This is a genomic window from Aeromonas media, assembly GCF_000819985.1.
Lineage (GTDB): Bacteria > Pseudomonadota > Gammaproteobacteria > Enterobacterales > Aeromonadaceae > Aeromonas > Aeromonas media.
In genome coordinates, this window is record NZ_CDBZ01000068.1 from 1 (window position 1) to 16,593 (window position 16,593).

General features: G+C 61.7%; 14 protein-coding genes. 9 read left to right on the top strand and 5 right to left on the bottom strand.

Annotation, left to right across the window (positions count from 1 at the left end):
• Positions 1 to 29 precede the first annotated feature (29 nt).
• From BN1127_RS05170 to proX, 7 genes are all read left to right on the top strand, one after another.
• Positions 30 to 368, top strand: a complete 339-nt coding sequence (locus BN1127_RS05170; protein WP_042648746.1) for a DUF3135 domain-containing protein — start codon at positions 30 to 32, stop codon at positions 366 to 368.
• Positions 369 to 590: 222 nt separating this feature from the next.
• Complete coding sequence (locus BN1127_RS05175) at positions 591 to 1,388, top strand: threonine/serine exporter family protein (protein ID WP_042648747.1); 798 nt, start codon at positions 591 to 593, stop codon at positions 1,386 to 1,388.
• Positions 1,385 to 1,852: a threonine/serine exporter family protein gene (locus tag BN1127_RS05180; protein ID WP_041205157.1), complete on the top strand. Its 468-nt coding sequence runs from the start codon at positions 1,385 to 1,387 to the stop codon at positions 1,850 to 1,852. Before BN1127_RS05175 ends, BN1127_RS05180 begins: the two co-directional genes overlap by 4 nt.
• Before the next feature lie 24 nt (positions 1,853 to 1,876).
• Positions 1,877 to 2,371: a type 3 dihydrofolate reductase gene (gene folA / locus BN1127_RS05185; protein ID WP_042648748.1), complete on the top strand. Its 495-nt coding sequence runs from the start codon at positions 1,877 to 1,879 to the stop codon at positions 2,369 to 2,371.
• Between the two features lie 467 nt (positions 2,372 to 2,838).
• Positions 2,839 to 4,035: a glycine betaine/L-proline ABC transporter ATP-binding protein ProV gene (proV, locus tag BN1127_RS05190; RefSeq protein WP_042648749.1), complete on the top strand. Its 1,197-nt coding sequence runs from the start codon at positions 2,839 to 2,841 to the stop codon at positions 4,033 to 4,035.
• Positions 4,032 to 5,183: a glycine betaine/L-proline ABC transporter permease ProW gene (gene proW, locus BN1127_RS05195; protein ID WP_042648750.1), complete on the top strand. Its 1,152-nt coding sequence runs from the start codon at positions 4,032 to 4,034 to the stop codon at positions 5,181 to 5,183. Before proV ends, proW begins: the two co-directional genes overlap by 4 nt.
• Complete coding sequence (gene proX / locus BN1127_RS05200; protein ID WP_042648751.1) at positions 5,180 to 6,199, top strand: glycine betaine/L-proline ABC transporter substrate-binding protein ProX; 1,020 nt, start codon at positions 5,180 to 5,182, stop codon at positions 6,197 to 6,199. The genes proW and proX overlap by 4 nt, the downstream gene beginning before the upstream one ends.
• A gap of 90 nt (positions 6,200 to 6,289) precedes the next feature.
• On the opposite strand, the gene BN1127_RS05205 is transcribed toward proX, so the two are convergent.
• Genes BN1127_RS05205 through BN1127_RS05215 form a run of 3 tightly spaced genes read right to left on the bottom strand, consistent with a single transcriptional unit; the run spans position 6,290 to position 10,600 of the window.
• The gene (locus BN1127_RS05205) at positions 6,290 to 7,096 is read right to left on the bottom strand and encodes a phosphoadenylyl-sulfate reductase (protein ID WP_042648752.1); all 807 of its coding nucleotides are present in this window, start codon (positions 7,094 to 7,096) and stop codon (positions 6,290 to 6,292) included.
• A complete protein-coding gene (cysI, locus tag BN1127_RS05210; protein ID WP_042648753.1) occupies positions 7,086 to 8,810 on the bottom strand; it encodes an assimilatory sulfite reductase (NADPH) hemoprotein subunit in 1,725 nt (574 codons plus the stop codon). The genes BN1127_RS05205 and cysI overlap by 11 nt, the downstream gene beginning before the upstream one ends.
• Positions 8,810 to 10,600, bottom strand: coding sequence for an assimilatory sulfite reductase (NADPH) flavoprotein subunit (locus tag BN1127_RS05215; RefSeq protein ID WP_042648754.1), 1,791 nt, complete (start codon positions 10,598 to 10,600; stop codon positions 8,810 to 8,812). The genes cysI and BN1127_RS05215 overlap by 1 nt, the downstream gene beginning before the upstream one ends.
• Before the next feature lie 185 nt (positions 10,601 to 10,785).
• On the opposite strand from BN1127_RS05215, the gene BN1127_RS05220 reads away from it, so the two are divergent.
• Positions 10,786 to 11,586, top strand: coding sequence for a PhzF family phenazine biosynthesis protein (locus tag BN1127_RS05220; RefSeq protein ID WP_005326514.1), 801 nt, complete (start codon positions 10,786 to 10,788; stop codon positions 11,584 to 11,586).
• Between the two features lie 93 nt (positions 11,587 to 11,679).
• On the opposite strand, the gene lysS is transcribed toward BN1127_RS05220, so the two are convergent.
• Positions 11,680 to 13,218: a lysine--tRNA ligase gene (gene lysS / locus BN1127_RS05225; protein WP_005326517.1), complete on the bottom strand. Its 1,539-nt coding sequence runs from the start codon at positions 13,216 to 13,218 to the stop codon at positions 11,680 to 11,682.
• A gap of 20 nt (positions 13,219 to 13,238) precedes the next feature.
• Positions 13,239 to 14,337 (bottom strand): peptide chain release factor 2 gene (prfB, locus tag BN1127_RS05230; protein ID WP_152565378.1). Its coding sequence is split into 2 segments (ribosomal slippage): positions 13,239 to 14,261 and positions 14,263 to 14,337, totalling 1,098 coding nucleotides; the frame shifts between segments, so codons are not numbered across the junction.
• 255 nt (positions 14,338 to 14,592) lie between these two features.
• Here prfB and BN1127_RS05235 point away from each other — a divergent pair.
• Positions 14,593 to 16,464, top strand: coding sequence for a methyl-accepting chemotaxis protein (locus BN1127_RS05235; RefSeq protein WP_042648803.1), 1,872 nt, complete (start codon positions 14,593 to 14,595; stop codon positions 16,462 to 16,464).
• The last annotated feature ends 129 nt before the right edge of the window (positions 16,465 to 16,593 follow it).

Sequence of the window (16,593 nt, forward strand, 5' to 3'; positions counted from 1 at the left end):
TGTTCACGATCTCGCCCTGAGGAGGGGATATGGAGATGCCGGATTTTGATACGCTGAAACACTGGGCCCTGGCCGAGCCGGAGCGGCTCGATGCCTTGCTGCACCAGCAGATAGAGGCACTGATCGCGCAGGTGGGGCCGGAGCAGCAACGGCGGTTGCGAGGCCTGCAGTTTCGCATCGACTGTCAGCGTCGTCTCGCCAGGAACAATCTGGACAGCTGCATCCGGATCGCCAACATGATGCACGAATCCGTTCATGCCATGCGCCGCCACATCGTTCACCTGCAGGAGGCGTCTCAGGAGGAGAGCGAAGAGATTGTGCCGCCGAACAATGTGATCTGGCTGGTAGAGCGTGTGAAGGATAAATAATGCGTTGGCAGGCATCCAGTCTCGTTATTTCCCAATATTTCATTCAGTTCAAACCATCCAATGTTAATAAGCTGGGTGGTTTGTTTTTTATTTGCTGCAAATGGACCTGTGGTACAAGTTGAATAACATAGTGATCAGGTAAATCAGCAGATATAGATGAAGGAATATAAGGGTTGGGGTAATATCACGGCATATTCCACCTTGCTAACACTCAAAGGGATCATGAGCAGCATCACACCAGGAAGGGAGCTGTCGCGGGAGCAGCAGACGGAAATCACCCGGATCATCGTCAAGGCGGGTCAGATGCTGGCCCAGTTCGGAGCCGAGAGCCGCATCATAGAGCAGACCACGGTTCGGCTTGGCCTGGCACTGGGGCTGGAGAGCGTCGAGATGGCCATCTCCTCCAGCGCCATCGTGCTGACCAGCCTCTATCAGGGCAGTTGTGTCACCACCACCCGGCGGGTGCGCGAGCATGGCATCAACATGCAGGTGGTGTGCGAGATCCAGCGTATCTGCATCATGGCTGAAAAGGCGCTGATCGGCGCGCGCGAGGTGCGTCAGCGGCTCGACGGCATAGTACCGTTTCACTACCACCCCTGGCTGGTGATGCCCATGGTGGGGCTCTCCTGCGGCGCCTTCAGCCTGCTGTTCGGCGGTGACTGGCCCATTTTCATGGTGACCTGCCTCTCGGCCTCGGTCGCCATGCGGGTTCGCCAGCTGATGGCTCGCCACCACCATAGCCCCCTCATCAATTTCGCCGTGACCGGCTTCATCGCCACATTGCTCGCCTCCAGCGCCACCTTCTTTGGCTGGGGCGAGCAGCCTTATCTCGCCATGGCCGCCAGCGTACTCTTGCTGGTGCCCGGTTTTCCGCTGATCAACGCGGTCTCCGACATGGTGAAAGGTTACTTCAACATGGGGCTGGCCCGCTGGGGCACGGCGACCCTGCTGACCATCAGCGCGGCGATAGGGATTATTCTCGCCATGTCGGTGACCGGCATCTGGGGGTGGAAGGTATGATGGATTTGATCTGGCTGCTGGCCAAGGATGCCTTCTGGTCTGCCATTCCGGCGGTGGGCTTTGCCATGCTGTTCAACGTGCCGCCACGGATGTTGAAGTATTGCGCCATGGGCGGCGCCCTGGCCCACAGTCTGCGTACCCTGCTCATCCATTACGGCATGCCCATCGAGTGGGCCACCCTGGCGGCGGCGACCACGGTCGGCTTTGTCTGCGTCTACTGGTCGCGCCGGTTGCTGGCGCCGCGTCCGGTGTTCAGCGTCGCCTCCATCATCCCCATGATCCCCGGCAGCTATGCCTTCAAGGCGATGATAGCCATAGTGGAGCTCAACATCTCCGGGGTGACCATGGAGCTTATCCAGAGCGCGGTGGAGAACGGCTTGAAGGCTATCTTTATAGTAGGCGCATTGAGCTTCGGGCTGGCGATACCCTCCCTGGTCGTGTACCGTAACCGGCCCATAATATGAATGGTTGTGTGAGAGGCTGACACCATGAAAATCTCCATGATTGCCGCCATGGCCCACGATCGTGTGATCGGTCTGGACAACCAGATGCCCTGGCACCTGCCGGCGGATCTGGCCCACTTCAAGCGGGTCACCCTGGGCAAGCCGGTACTGATGGGGCGTAAGACCTTCGAGTCCATCGGTCGGCCCTTGCCCGGGCGCCGAAACCTGATCATTAGCCGTAACCCAGGATTCAAAGCATCAGGCATAGAGGTTTTTTCATCCATCGACGAGGTATTGGCCACCTTATCTGAGGCCGAGGCGCCAGATGAGCTGATGGTGATCGGCGGCGGCCATCTCTATGGTCAGCTGTTGCCCCGGGCCGATAGCCTCTATCTAACCCGGATCGATCTGGCGGTGGCAGGGGATACCCGCTTCCCCGCCTTCGATGAGGGAGAGTGGCATTGCGTTGAACGCGAGCCTCATGAGGCTGATGAGAAAAACCCTCATCCCTACTGTTTCGAGACCTGGCAGAGGCGCTGACGACAGCGTATTGCCGTGGTAGATGAAAGGCCCCCTGCGCTGCGCAAGGGGCCTTTTTGTTGGCTGCTCCTGGCGCGGTGAATGGAGGTATTTATACAGCGTCGCTTGATCAGCTCTTTTCTTGTCCACCTTCCTAAAATAATTAGTTATCTAATCAAACTAGCCCTTCGAAGATAAGTGCAGTTATTTCCTCGTATCCTGCCCCTGAATCAAGCCTGTTTCTCAATGAATTCGGCATTTTAATTGAATTTGTTTGCATTTCATTGTCGAGCATATGCTGTTATGTCACATTTAGATGGTTTTTTATGTTAAAAATAATCATTTAATATCAATGAGTTATGATTATATAACTTCGTTGAGACTCTTATGGTTCTTTTATTAGGCCCCAAAATTACTTAGTGTTAAAAGTAGTTGGCTCGCGTTCGACGGTTTGCCTTGCAAGTCGTCGACCATGAAAAAAGGACAATATGACAGTCAAACTCGAGGTTAAATCACTCTACAAAATCTTCGGCGATCAGCCGGAAAAAGCGTTCAAGTTGCTGGCGAAAGGGCACGACCGCGCCAGCATCCTGCAAAAGACCGGGCAGACCCTGGGGGTCCAGGATGTCAATCTGGTCATCCACGAAGGGGAGATCTTCGTGGTGATGGGCCTCTCCGGCTCGGGCAAATCCACCCTGGTGCGCCTATTCAACCGGCTGATAGAGCCGACCCGTGGCCAGGTGCTGATCGACGGCGAGGACATAGCCGCCATCTCGGAGCGCGAGCTGCGCCAGGTGCGCCGCAAGAAGATCAGCATGGTGTTCCAGTCCTTCGCCCTGATGCCACACCTGAGCGTGCTGGAGAATACCGCCTTCGGTCTGGAGCTGGCTGGGGTGCCGCTGGCGGAGCGCCAGCAGAGTGCCCGTCAGGCGCTGAATCAGGTGGGATTGGGTCAGTGGATTGACGCCTTCCCCGATGCCCTCTCCGGCGGCATGAAGCAGCGGGTCGGTCTGGCCCGGGCGCTCGCCAATGACCCCGATATCTTGCTGATGGACGAGGCCTTTTCGGCGCTGGATCCGCTGATCCGCACCGAGATGCAGGACGAGCTGCTCAAGCTGCAGGCGAGCCAGCAGCGCACCATAGTCTTCATCTCCCACGATCTGGACGAGGCGATGCGTATCGGCGATCGCATCGCCATCATGCAGGATGGCCAGCTGGTGCAGGTGGGCACCCCGGACGAGATCCTGAACCAGCCCGCCAACGACTATGTGCGCGCCTTCTTTCGTGGGGTGGATCTCGCCAACGTCTTCAGTGCCCGAGATGTGGCCAGCCGCAAGCAGACGCCCCTCATCAAGAAGCACACCACGGACGGACCGGGCAACGCCCTGCGCCAGCTCAAGGAGCTGGAGCGGGAGTACGGCTATGTGGTGGATCGCAGCCGCCGCTTCCTCGGGGTCGTCTCGGTGGAGTCGCTCGGCCGGGCGGTCCGTGACAAGGGGAGCCTGGAGCAGGCGCTGCTGGCGGACATCCAACCCATTCTGGCGGACACCTCCCTCAATGAACTCATCAGCCAAGTGGCCGCCGCACCCTGTCAGGTGCCCGTGGTCGAGGAGGATGGCACCTATCTGGGACTCATCTCCAAGGCCAATCTGCTCAACACCCTGGACAGGAGTACACCGGTATGAATCTCAACCCCTTTAACCGTCTGCTGACCGGCTTGCTGGCGCTGTTGCTATTGACCAGCACTCCCACCTGGGCCGACGAGGCGCAGGCCGATCCCTGGGGAGCTGCGACCACCACTACGACAGCCGAGGATCCCTGGGGCAGTACGGCCACGGAGGCGGCAGACTGGCAGAGCCAGATTGCAGCTGTCGATGACAGTGCCGCCGTCGACTGGCTGGATCCCTTCCAGCAGGCCATGGTGCCGCTGGATACCTGGGTCGAGGGGGGCATCGGCTGGCTGGTGGAGAACCTGCGGCCTGTGTTCCAGCTGATCCGCGCCCCCGTGGAGCTGGCGCTGGGGGCCATGACCCAGCTGCTGCAGACAGTGCCCTCCACCCTGATGATGGGGTTCCTGACCCTGATCGCCTGGCAGCTGGTGGGCGGCCGCATGGCGCTCGGCACGCTCGCCTCCCTTGTTGGGATCGGCCTTATCGGGGCCTGGTCCGATGCCATGGTGACCCTCGCCCTGGTACTGACCTCGCTGTTCTTCTGCGTGCTGATAGGCTTGCCGGTGGGCATATTGCTGGCCCGTAGCGAGCGGCTCTCCACCTGGACTAGGCCGCTGCTGGATGCCATGCAGACCACCCCGGCCTTTGTCTACCTCATCCCCATCGTCATGCTGTTTGGCATAGGCAACGTGCCCGGGGTGGTGGTGACCGTCATCTTCGCCCTGCCCCCCATGATCCGGCTCACCATGCTGGGTATTCGTCAGGTGCCCACCGATCTGGTGGAGGCGGCCCACTCGTTCGGTGCCAGCCCCTCCCAGTTGCTGTTCAAGGTTCAACTGCCGCTCGCCATGCCCACCATCATGGCCGGGGTCAACCAGACCCTGATGCTGGCGCTCTCCATGGTGGTGATCGCCTCCATGATAGCGGTCGGGGGCCTTGGCCAGATGGTGCTGCGCGGTATAGGTCGGCTCGATATGGGGCTCGCCTCCATCGGCGGCCTCGGCATAGTGCTGCTGGCCATAGTACTGGATCGCCTCACCCAAGCGATGGGACAGCCGGATCGCACCCGTACCGGCCGCTGGTATCAACGTGGCCCCGCCGCCCTGCTGCTGCGTCTGGCCGGTCGTGACAAGAAAATCGATTACAAAGGAGTAAACGCATGAGAGAGATCACCAAAGGATTGACCCTGGGCACATTGCTGCTGAGTACCCAACTGCTGAGTCCGCTCGCCATGGCCAGCGCCGAGTTGCCAGGGGAGGGGGTCAAGGTGCAGCCCCTGCAGAGCTCCTTGCCGGAGGAGGCCTTCCAGAGCCTGCTGGTCAGCAAGCTGATGGGGCGCCTCGGTTATGAGGTGCAGCCCGCCCAGGAGGTGGACTACAACGTGGCCTACGCCTCGGTGGCGCAGGGGGACGGCACCTTCCTCGCCTTCAACTGGATACCGCTGCAGGACAACAAGTACGAGCAGGCAGGGGGTGACAAGGTGTTCTTCCGTCAGGGCACCTATGTGGCCGGTGCCGCCCAGGGGTACCTCATCGACAAGAAGACCGCTGCCCAATACGGCATCACCAACCTGGGCCAGCTCAAGGACCCCAAGCTGGCGGCGCTGTTTGACGGCGATGGCGACGGCAAGGCCGATCTGGTGGGCTGCAACCCGGGCTGGGGCTGTGAGGGAGCCATCAACCATCATCTGGACGAGTTCGGCCTGACCCCCACGGTGACCCACAAGCAGGGCAACTACGCGGCCCTGATCGCCGATACCCTGGCCCGTTATCAGGCCGGCAAGCCGGTGCTCTACTACACCTGGACGCCCTACTGGCTCAGCAGCGAGCTGGTGCCGGGCAAGGATGTGGTGTGGCTGGAGGTGCCCGCCGATGCCCCAGATGGGGACAAGACCCGGCTGCCGAACGGCAAGAACTACGGCTTTGCGGTGAACACCATGCACATAGTCGCCAACAAGCAGTTTGCCGAGGCCAACCCGGCGGCCGCCAAGCTCTTCTCCATCGTCAAGCTGCCCCTCAATGACATCAACATCCAGAACGGCCTGATGAACAAGGGACAGAACAAGCCGGCGGATGTGGAGCGTCACGCCGATGCCTGGCTCAAGGGACACGAGGCCCTGGTCAATGACTGGCTGACCCAGGCGCGCGCCGCCGCAGCGAAAGAGCAGTCTGCGGGCTAAATCAAGCCTCGGCAGGGTCCGCCGATGTCAGCAAGCAAAACGCCCGGCTATTGCCGGGCGTTTTTGATGGTCAGCCGCTTGCTCCCGGGATCAGATGCCGGAACCGTCGTGCTCGCCGTTCTCTTCGTGCAGGCCGCATTCACGCTTGAGGCCGAAGAAGCGGGTCTGCTCCTCGCTCATGCCCGGTTCCCACTTGGTGGTGGTGTGGACGTCGCCCACCGAGAGGTAGCCCTGCTCCCACAGGGGATGGTAGGGCAGGTCGTGCTCCTTGAAGTAGTAGAAGACGTCCTTGTTGCTCCAGTCGATCACCGGCAAGAACTTGAAGCGGCCGCGCTGTATGGCCAGCACCGGCAGCTTGCCGCGACTGCCCGCCTGCTCCCGGCGCAGGCCGGAGAACCAGGTGCGGGCGCCAAGCTCCCGCAGCGCCCTGTCCATCGGCTCCACCTTGTTGAGCTGGTTGTAGCGGGTGATCCCCTCCACTCCCTGCTCCCACAAGAGGCCGAAGCGGGCCTCCTGCCAGGCCGGCGTGAGCTCGGCCCGGTAGATCTTGAGGTTGAGGGCGAGGCGCTCGGTCAACTCGTCGATGAAGTGGTAGGTCTCCGGGAAGAGATAACCGGTATCGGTCAGCACTACGGGCACATCGGCCCGCTCGCGGCTCATCAGGTGCAGCATCAGCGCCGCCTGGATGCCGAAGCTCGACGACAGCACGTGTTCCCCCGGCAGGTTCGCCAGCGCCCAGCGCACCCGCTCGGGGGCGCTCATGGCGTCCAGCTCCCGGTTGAGAGGGGCCAGCGCCTCGGTCTGCTCCTCGCGGCCGAGGGCCAGCAGGGCATCGAGGTCGAGCCTGCCATCGGCGGTCAGTGTCAACCGCCCGCTTTCAGTCAGTTCAGGCTGCATAGAAGTCCCTCGCGGAGTCGATAACGGGCGCAACCACCCCAACCCGGATCACGAAGTCGCCGAAGCACTCGTTCCCGTCGCGCTCCTTGGCCCAGCGGCCGATCAGGGCATCCAGCTCGGCCAGGATCTGCGGCTCCGTGATGTTCTCCAGGTGCAGGCGAGGGATGCGGGTCCCTTCGAGGTTGCCCCCCAGGTGCAGGTTGTAGCGGCCCGGCGCCTTGCCCACCAGACCCACTTCCGCCAGCATGGCGCGGCCGCAGCCGTTGGGGCAGCCGGTGACCCGGAAGATGATGGCGTCATCCGCCAGACCGTGTTTTGTCAGCAAGGCTTCGATGTCGGTGACGAAGGCCGGCAGCATGCGCTCGGCCTCGGCCATCGCCAGCGGGCAGGTGGGCAGGGCCACGCAAGCCATGGACTGCTTGCGCTGCTCGCTCACGCCGTCGTCCAGCAGGCCGTACTGGCGCGCCAGGGCTTCGATGCGGGCCTTTTCACCGGCGGGGACGCCCGCGATGATGAGGTTCTGGTTGGCGGTGAGACGGAAGTCCCCCTGGTGGATCTTGGCGATTTCCAGCATGCCGGTCTTGAGGGGCTTGCCCGGGAAGTCCAGCAGGCGGCCGTTCTCGATAAACAGGGTCAGGTGGTGCTTGCCGTCTATCCCCTCCACCCAGCCGAAACGATCGCCACGGCTGGTGAACTCATAGGGGCGCACCTCGCCAAACTGGATGCCGGCGCGGCTCTCCACCTCGGCCTTGAAGGCCTCCACCCCGACGCGCTCGAGGGTGTACTTGGTCTTGGCGTTCTTGCGGTTGACCCGGTTGCCCCAGTCGCGCTGGGTGCTGACCACGGCGGCCGCCACCTCCAGCACGTGGGAGAGCGGGATGAAGCCGAAATCGCTCGCCTTGCGCGGGTAGGTGGTGGTGTCGCCGTGAGTCATGGCCAGACCCCCGCCCACCAGCACGTTGAAGCCCACCAACTTGCCGTGATCACTGATGGCCACGAAGTTGAGATCGTTGGCGTGGATATCCACGTCGTTGTGGGGCGGGATCACCACGGTCGTCTTGAATTTGCGCGGCAGGTAGTTGGAACCCAGGATCGGCTCCTCGTCACCCCCCAGCTTCTCGCCGTCCAGCCAGATCTCCACGTAGGCGCGGGTCTTGGGCAGCAGGTGCTCGGAGATCTTCTTGGCCCACTCGTAGGCCTCCTGGTGCAGCTCGGATTCCACCGGGTTGCTGGTGCAGAGCACGTTGCGGTTCACGTCGCCCGCGGTGGCTATGGAGTCGATGCCGGTACTGTTGAGGGTCTGGTGCATCAGCTTGATGTCGCGCTTCAATACCCCGTGGAACTGGAAGGTCTGGCGGGTGGTCAGGCGGATGCTGCCGTACAGGCTGTGATCCTCGGCGAACTTGTCGATCACCTGCCACTGGGCCGGGGTGATGATGCCGCCCGGCAGACGGGCACGCAGCATGACGTTGTGCAGCGGCTCCAGCTTCTGGGCGGTGCGCTCCGGGCGGATGTCTCTGTCATCCTGCTGATACATGCCGTGGAAGCGGATCAGCTGGAAGTTGTCGCCATTGAAGCCACCGGTGAGGGGATCCTGCAGATCCTCGGCTATGGTGCCGCGCAGGAAGTTGCTTTCGCGTTTGAGGCGTTCGTTGTCGGACAGTGGCCCTTCAACCGGTCCTGCTGCTTGCTTCGAGATTGGTTGCTTGCTCATCAGTAGACATCCCTTTGATAACGTTTGGCACGACGCAATTCGCTCAAATACTCTTCTGCTTCTTCACGGCTCTTGTGGCCATGATCGCTAATCACATCCAGCAGGGCTTCCTGCACATCCTTCGCCATGTGGTTGGCGTCGCCACACACATAGAAGTGAGCGCCTGCTTCCAGCCACTGGTAGAGCTCAAGCCCGGCTTCGCGCAGGCGGTCCTGCACATAGATCTTGTTGGCCTGATCCCGGCTGAAGGCCAGGGAGATCTTCGACAGCAGGCCGGATTTCACATAACGCTGCCACTCCACCTGATAGAGGAAGTCCTGGGTGAAGTGGGGGTTGCCGAAGAAGAGCCAGTTCTTGCCCTCGGCACCCTGAGCTTCCCGCTCCTGCATAAAGGCGCGGAACGGCGCAATGCCGGTGCCCGGACCCACCATGATGACGGGGGTGTCAGGGTTGGCGGGCAGGCGGAAGTTGTCGTTGTGCTCCACGAACACCCTGACCTCGGCGTCCTCGGCCAGGCGGTCCGCCAGATAGGAGGAGGCGCCGCCACTGCGCACTGTGCCATCTTCCTGCGGGTAGCGCACCACGCCCACGGTCAGGTGCACCTCTTCCTCTACCTCGCTTTGGGCTGAGGCAATGGAGTAGAGGCGAGGGGTCAGCGGGCGCAGCAGTTTGACAAGCTGCTCTGCAGTGAGTGTGGCGGGGAAGCGTTTCAGCACATCCACCACCTGGGCGCTGGCCACCAGGGCGTTGACCTGAGCCTTGTCGCCGGCCAGGTCTTTCAGTGCCGCGTTGCCCGATATGTCAGCGAGTCCTGTGATGAAACCGCCGTGCAAGCGGGTCAGCTCGAAGTGGTGGGTCAGGGCCGCGCGCAGCGGGCCCTGGGCGGTGGCTTCATCGCCGGAGAGGCCGGTCAGGGCCAGCACTTCCCCCACGAGATCGGCGTCGTTGTCGAACCAGATGCCCAGCGCATCCCCCGGCTGATAAGTGATGCCGGACTCTTCCAGGTTGATCTCGATATGGCGGATATCCTTGGTGGAGTCACGGCCGGTGATCTTCTGATTGACCGAGAGCCGTGCCGGGAAGGGGTTCTCCTTGTGATACTGGCTATGGCCGACGGCTTGCTGCACCGAGCCCGCTACGCTGGCTGTCGCGGCCCCGGCAGAGAGGGTGGCGGCGACGGCATTGACTGCCTGTTCGCCCCAGGCACTGGCCGCTTCCTGGTAGTCCACGTCCAGGCTCGCGAGTTCATGAATGCGCTCGGCCCCGGCTTTTGACAGGAAGTCGTCGAAGTCCTTGCCGGTCTGGCAGAAGAATTCATAGGAGCTGTCACCCAGCCCCAGCACAGCGAACTTGAGGCCCTCGAGTTTGCCAATCTTGCCCTTCTTGAGCTGCTCGAACAGATCGACCGCGCTCTCCGGCGGTTCACCCTCCCCGTAAGTGCTCACTACCACCAGCAGATGGCTCTCTTTCTTGAGCTGCTTGGGTTTGTAGTCCGCCATCGAGATCAGTGTCACCGGCAGGCCGTGGGCCTTCGCCTGCGCCTGGATGGCGCTGGCGACACCCTTGGCGTTGCCGGTCTGGGAGCCGTAGAGAATGGTCAGGCTGCCACTGGGGGCGGCCACGGCGGCGCTGGTGGCGACGCTCTGGATGCCTGACTGGGAGAGGCCGTAGAGATAACCGCTCACCCAGGCGAGTTGCTGGGTGTTGAGGGTCGACAAGACCTGATTCAGTTGGCGCTGCTGTTCGTCAGAGAGCGGGCTTATGTTGGGTATTGGGGCTGTCAATTGCATCACACACGTCTTCCATGGTCTGATTTTTGGTCAGGTTAAGGGGTGCAATGAATAACAACAAAGAATAAAAATATCTTCTTTATGCGATTTATGAATTTATAAAGCCGAAATCCGCCTCAGCGACTCCCCGGCTGTGGTATAAAAATCGCAATATTGAGTCCCTTTCTGCCTCTCAGGATCTGCCGATGTCCAGACTGTTTCATGTCAATGCCTTCAGCCAGCACCCCTTCGGGGGCAACCCCGCCATCGTCGTATTGGGGCCCGAGCGCAGCGATGCCGAGCTGCAGGCCATGGCGGCGGAGTTCAACCTGTCGGAGACCGCCTTCCTCAGCCCCCTGGGGGAGGCGCACTATCGGCTGCGCTGGTTTACCCCGACGGTCGAGGTGGATCTCTGCGGTCACGGTACCCTGGCGGCGGCCCATGTGCTGTGGCAAACCGGGGAGGTGGCCCGCTCCCAGACGCTGCGCTTCGAGACCCGCAGTGGCCTGCTGGAGGCCCGCGCCGAGGGGGAGTGGATCCGGCTCGACTTTCCGCGTACCCCCCTTGCTCCACTGACACTGGATCCCGCTTATGCCGAGGCCCTCGGCTGCACACCGCTGCAGACCCTGGCCGCTGGCGCCAAGTTCCTGCTGGTGCTCGGCAGCGAGCAGGAGGTGCAGGCCCTCAAGCCGGACTTCCACGCCCTGCGGGCCTTGCCCGGTCGTGGCCTGATGGTGACGGCGCCGTCGAGGGATCCGGACCATGACTTTGTTTCTCGCTATTTCGCCCCCTGGGTCGGGGTGGAGGAGGATCCGGTGACCGGCTCCAACCACTGCGCCTTGGTGCCCTTCTGGGCCGAGCGCCTCGGCAGGACGCAACTGAGGGCGCGCCAGATCTCCGCGCGGGGCGGGGAGCTTGTGCTCGAGTTGCAGGGAGACAGGGTGTGGATGTCGGGTCAGGCGCTGACCCTGTGGCAGGGGGAGTGGCTGCTGCCGCCCTGCCCATAAGCCGCAAGCCGGTTGTTGTCTTCGCCATAAAAAACGCCCCGCAGTTGCGGGGCGTTTTATTGCTGGCGCGCTCGGGCTGGCCGAGCGGCAGGCTTATTTCTGTTGCGGACGCAGGGCCGGGAACAGGATGACGTCGCGGATGGTGTGGCTGTTGGTGAACAGCATCACCAGACGGTCGATACCAATACCCTGACCGGCAGTCGGCGGCAGGCCGTGTTCCAGCGCGGTGACGAAGTCGGCGTCGTAGAACATGGCTTCGTCGTCGCCCGCTTCTTTCTGGTTCACCTGATCCTGGAAGCGCTTGGCCTGATCTTCTGCATCGTTCAGCTCGGAGAAGCCGTTGGCCAGCTCGCGGCCACCGATGAAGAATTCGAAGCGATCGGTCACGTCCGGGTTCACGTCGTTGCGGCGGGCCAGCGGAGAGACGGCAGCCGGGTACTCGGTGATGAAGGTCGGTTGCAGCAGCATGTGCTCAACGGTCTCTTCGAAGATGGCGGTGATCACGTGGCCCAGCTCCCAGCCCTTCATCAGCTCGATGTGCAGACGCTTGGCGACGGCGGTGGCGCTCTCCAGGGTGGCCAGATCGTCCTTGGTCACATCCGGGTTGAACTTCAGGATGGACTCGACCATGGTGAGGCGCTGGAACGGCTGACCGAAGTCGATGGTCAGACCCTCTTCGCCCTCTTTGGCGTAACGGATCTTGGTGTCACCCAGGATGTCCTGGGCCAGGGTGCGCAGCAGCTCCTCGGTGAGATCCATCAGATCGATGTAATCGGCATAGGCCATGTAGAACTCGATCATGGTGAACTCGGGGTTGTGACGCACCGAGATCCCTTCGTTACGGAAGTTACGGTTGATCTCGTAGACACGCTCGAAACCACCCACCACCAGACGCTTCAGATAGAGCTCGGGGGCGATACGCAGGTACATGTCGATGTCCAGCGCATTGTGGTGGGTAACGAACGGACGCGCGGAGGCACCACCCGGGATGACCTGCATCATGGGGGTTTCCACTTCCATGAAGCGCTTCTCGTTGAAGAACTTGCGGATGCCGGCCACCACCTGGGTGCGGATCATGAAGGTCTTGCGGGACTCTTCGTTGGCGATCAGATCCAGGTAGCGCTGGCGGCAGCGGGCTTCCTGATCGGTCAGGCCCTTGTGCTTCTCGGGCAGCGGACGCAGTGCCTTGGTCAGCAGGCGGATTTCGCCCACATGGACGGAGAGCTCGCCGGTGTTGGTGCGGAACAGCGTCCCTTCGACACCGACGATGTCCCCCAGATCCCACTTCTTGAACTGCTCGTTGTAGAAGCCTTCCGGCAGGTCGTCACGGGTCACGTAGATCTGGATCTTGCCAGCCATGTCCTGCAGGGTCGCGAAGGAAGCCTTGCCCATGATCCGGCGGGTCATGATACGACCGGCAATCTTCACCCGTTTATTCAAGGCCACCAGCTCGTCGGCGCTCTTGTCGCCAAACTCGGCGTGCAGATCGCCGGACAGGCTGTCACGACGGAAGTCGTTGGGGAAAGGGTTGCCCTGGGCGCGCAAGGCGGCCAGCTTGGAGCGACGCTCAGTCATCTCGTTGTTCAGTTCGAGAGTCTGGTCGACTTCCGGAGTAGTGGTTTGTTCAGACATGGTGATTCCTGCTGCTCTGTTTACAGGCCTGATTTCAGGCTGGCTTCGATAAACTTGTCCAAGTCGCCGTCGAGTACCGATTGGGTATTGCGGGTCTCGACGCCGGTACGCAGATCCTTGATACGGGAGTCATCCAGTACGTAGGAGCGGATCTGGCTGCCCCAGCCGATGTCGGACTTGGTCTCTTCGAGGGCTTGCTTCTCGGCGTTCTGCTTCTGAATTTCCAGCTCGTAGAGCTTGGCCTTCAGCTGCTTCATACACTGATCTTTGTTCTTGTGCTGGGAACGGTCGTTCTGGCACTGCACCACGACCCCGGTCGGGACGTGGGTGATACGCACCGCGGACTCGGTCCGGTTGACGTGCTGACCACCGGCACCGGAGGCGCGGTAGACGTCGATGCGCAGATCCGCCGGGTTGATCTCGATCTCGATGTCATCATCGATCTCGGGATAGACGAAGACGGAGCAGAACGAGGTGTGGCGACGGCCGCCGGAGTCGAACGGCGACTTGCGAACCAGACGATGCACGCCGGTTTCGGTGCGCAGCCAGCCGAAGGCATACTCGCCGGTGAACTTGACGGTGGCGGACTTGATGCCGGCCACGTCACCCTCGGAGCATTCGATGAGCTCGGGCTTGTAGCCGTGGGCATCACCCCAGCGCAGGTACATGCGCAGCACCATGTTGGCCCAGTCCTGGGCCTCGGTGCCGCCGGAGCCGGACTGGATATCGATGTAGCAGTCGGAGCCGTCGTGCTGGCCGGAGAACATGCGACGGAACTCGAGATCCACCAGCTTGGCTTCCAGCTGATCGGCTTCGGCGACGGCCTCGTTGAAGGTCTCCTCGTCTTCGCCCTCGACCGCCAGGCTGACCAGCATCTCGACGTCCTCAGCACCTTGTGTCAAGACGTCTATGGTGCTGACCACATTGTCCAGCGACACGCGTTCCTTGCCCAGCGCCTGTGCGCGTTCCGGCTCATTCCAGACATCCGGCTGTTCCAGCTCGGCATTGACCTCTTCTAGACGCTCTTTCTTGGCGTCATAGTCAAAGGTACCCCCTAAGCAGCTCGGTCCTCTCAGACAGCTCCTTAAGCTTGTTTAATACAGGATTGACTTCAAACATCGTGAAAACTCTCGGGGTCGATGTGATTTAAAAACGGGATATTCTAGCCAATTGCGGAAGGAATAAACAGGGTTGGCTGGCCCTGGCCGCCTTCTGTCACCGATTTCGGATGTCGTTTTGTGCATTCTTGCGGAAAATATCGTCAGTCACCCCATTTTCGGCTTCAGTTTCGTGCGCCTTGGCCGCTAACAACAACATGGAGTGCCGCGCACTTTTCGAGTAATCCTGTTCCTGACCCCACAAGAAGAAAGCATGATGAAAAACCTATCACTCAAGCAGAAGATACTGTTGTCTGTGGTGATCGCCCTCTCCCTGGTGATCCTGCTGCTCTCCTGGCAGAGCTACAGCAGCCAGAAGTCCCTGTTGCTGCAAGGCAGTCAGGAACAGGTGCAGCGCCTCGGCAGCCAGCAGGCCGCCAGTGTCAGTGACTGGCTCGCCGCCCGTCGCGACGTGATCCAGGCCCTTGGCAACAAGGCCGGCCCCGAGCCCCTCAACGCCCTGCAACAGGCCCAGGTGTCCGGCCGCTTCCAGCTCACCTACTTCGGTGAGGGCGGCGGCAAGATGAATGACTCGGATCCCTCCATCAATCGTGACGGTTACGATCCCCGCTCTCGTGGCTGGTATCAGGAAGCCATGGCCAAGGGCGGCATGATCGTCACCAAACCCTATCTGGACGTGGCCTACAACGTCATGGTTGTGACCCTGGCTCAACCGGCCCAGGGCGGCGTGGTCGGCGGCGACCTCTCCATCGCCTCCCTGGTGGAGGATGTCACCAAGATGGCCCTGCCGGCGGACGGCTTCGCCATCCTGATGCACAAGGATGGCACCGTCATCGCCTACAAAGATGCGGCCAAGGCGATGAAGCCTGCCAGCGAGATCGACAATGATATCTCCAATGCCCTGATCGAGCAGAGTAAGAGCAGCAACAGCCTGCTCCCCGTCTATTTTGACAACGAAGGCCGCGACAAGCTGCTGTGGGCGACGGACATCCCGAACACCGACTGGGAGCTGGTGCTGGTGCTGGACAAGGCCACCCTGGAGGCGCCGCTCTCCTCCCTGCTGATGACCCAGCTCGGCCTGGCCCTGCTGGTACTGGTGGGCAGCATCATCGCCATCTCCTGGCTGGTCAGCCTGCTGCTGGGCCCGCTCGGCAAGGTTTCCCAGGCTCTGGCCCGCATCGCCGACGGTAACGGCGATCTGACCCAGCGCATCAAGATCGACGCCAATGACGAGGTGGGCCAGCTGGCCAACAGCTTCAACCGTTTCGTCGGCAGCCAGCACCAGCTGATCGGCAACATCCGCCAGCTTGCCAACGAGCTGAACGCCGATGCGGAGCGCAGTCTGGTAACCAACCAGGCCGCGGTGGAAGAGCTGCAGCGCCAGCAGCAGGAGGTGACCATGGTTGCCACTGCGGTCACCGAGATGGCGAGCGCCACCATGGAGATCGCCGGCAACGCCGAGAACACCGCCGCCGCCGCCCAGCAATCCGCCCAGAGCAGCGAGCAGGGCAAGATGCTGGTGAACCAGACCCGCCAGTCCATCAACAACCTGGCCGAGGAGGTGGGTCAGGCCACCGGCGTTATCGGCGAGTTGAGCCGTCACGCCCAGGCCATCTCCGGCATTCTCTCCACCATCCAGGGCATCGCCGAGCAGACCAACCTGCTGGCGCTGAACGCGGCCATCGAAGCGGCCCGTGCCGGTGAACAGGGTCGCGGTTTCGCCGTGGTGGCGGACGAGGTGAGGGTGCTGTCGCGCCGTACCCAGGACTCCACCCAGGAGATCCAGTCCACCATAGAGACCCTGCAGCAGACCACGGCCCGTGCGGTCAGCCTGATGCAGACCAGCCAGGGCTTGGCCGACAACAGCGTGAAGGACGCCGATGCCGCCGCCGCCGCACTCGAAGAGATCACCCAGGCGGTCTCGCTTATCTCCGACATGGCGGGTCAGATCGCCACTGCCGCCGAGGAGCAGACCCAGGTGACCGGTGAGATCACCCAGAACACCACCGCCATCAAGGATGTGAGCGACGAGATCACCGCCTCCGCCATGCGCGACCTCGATCAGGCGCACAACCTCAAGGGGCGCGCCACCAATCTGAACCAGCAGGTGTCGACCTTTATCCTGTAAGACGCCAGTCGCAGCCTGTTCGAGCTGACATAAACAAGCCCCGCACTCGAGAGAGCGCGGGGCTTGTTCGTCAGGGGCTGTTGGTATGTCGTCAACGCTGCTTGCGCCGAAACGTCAATTGCGCCAGGC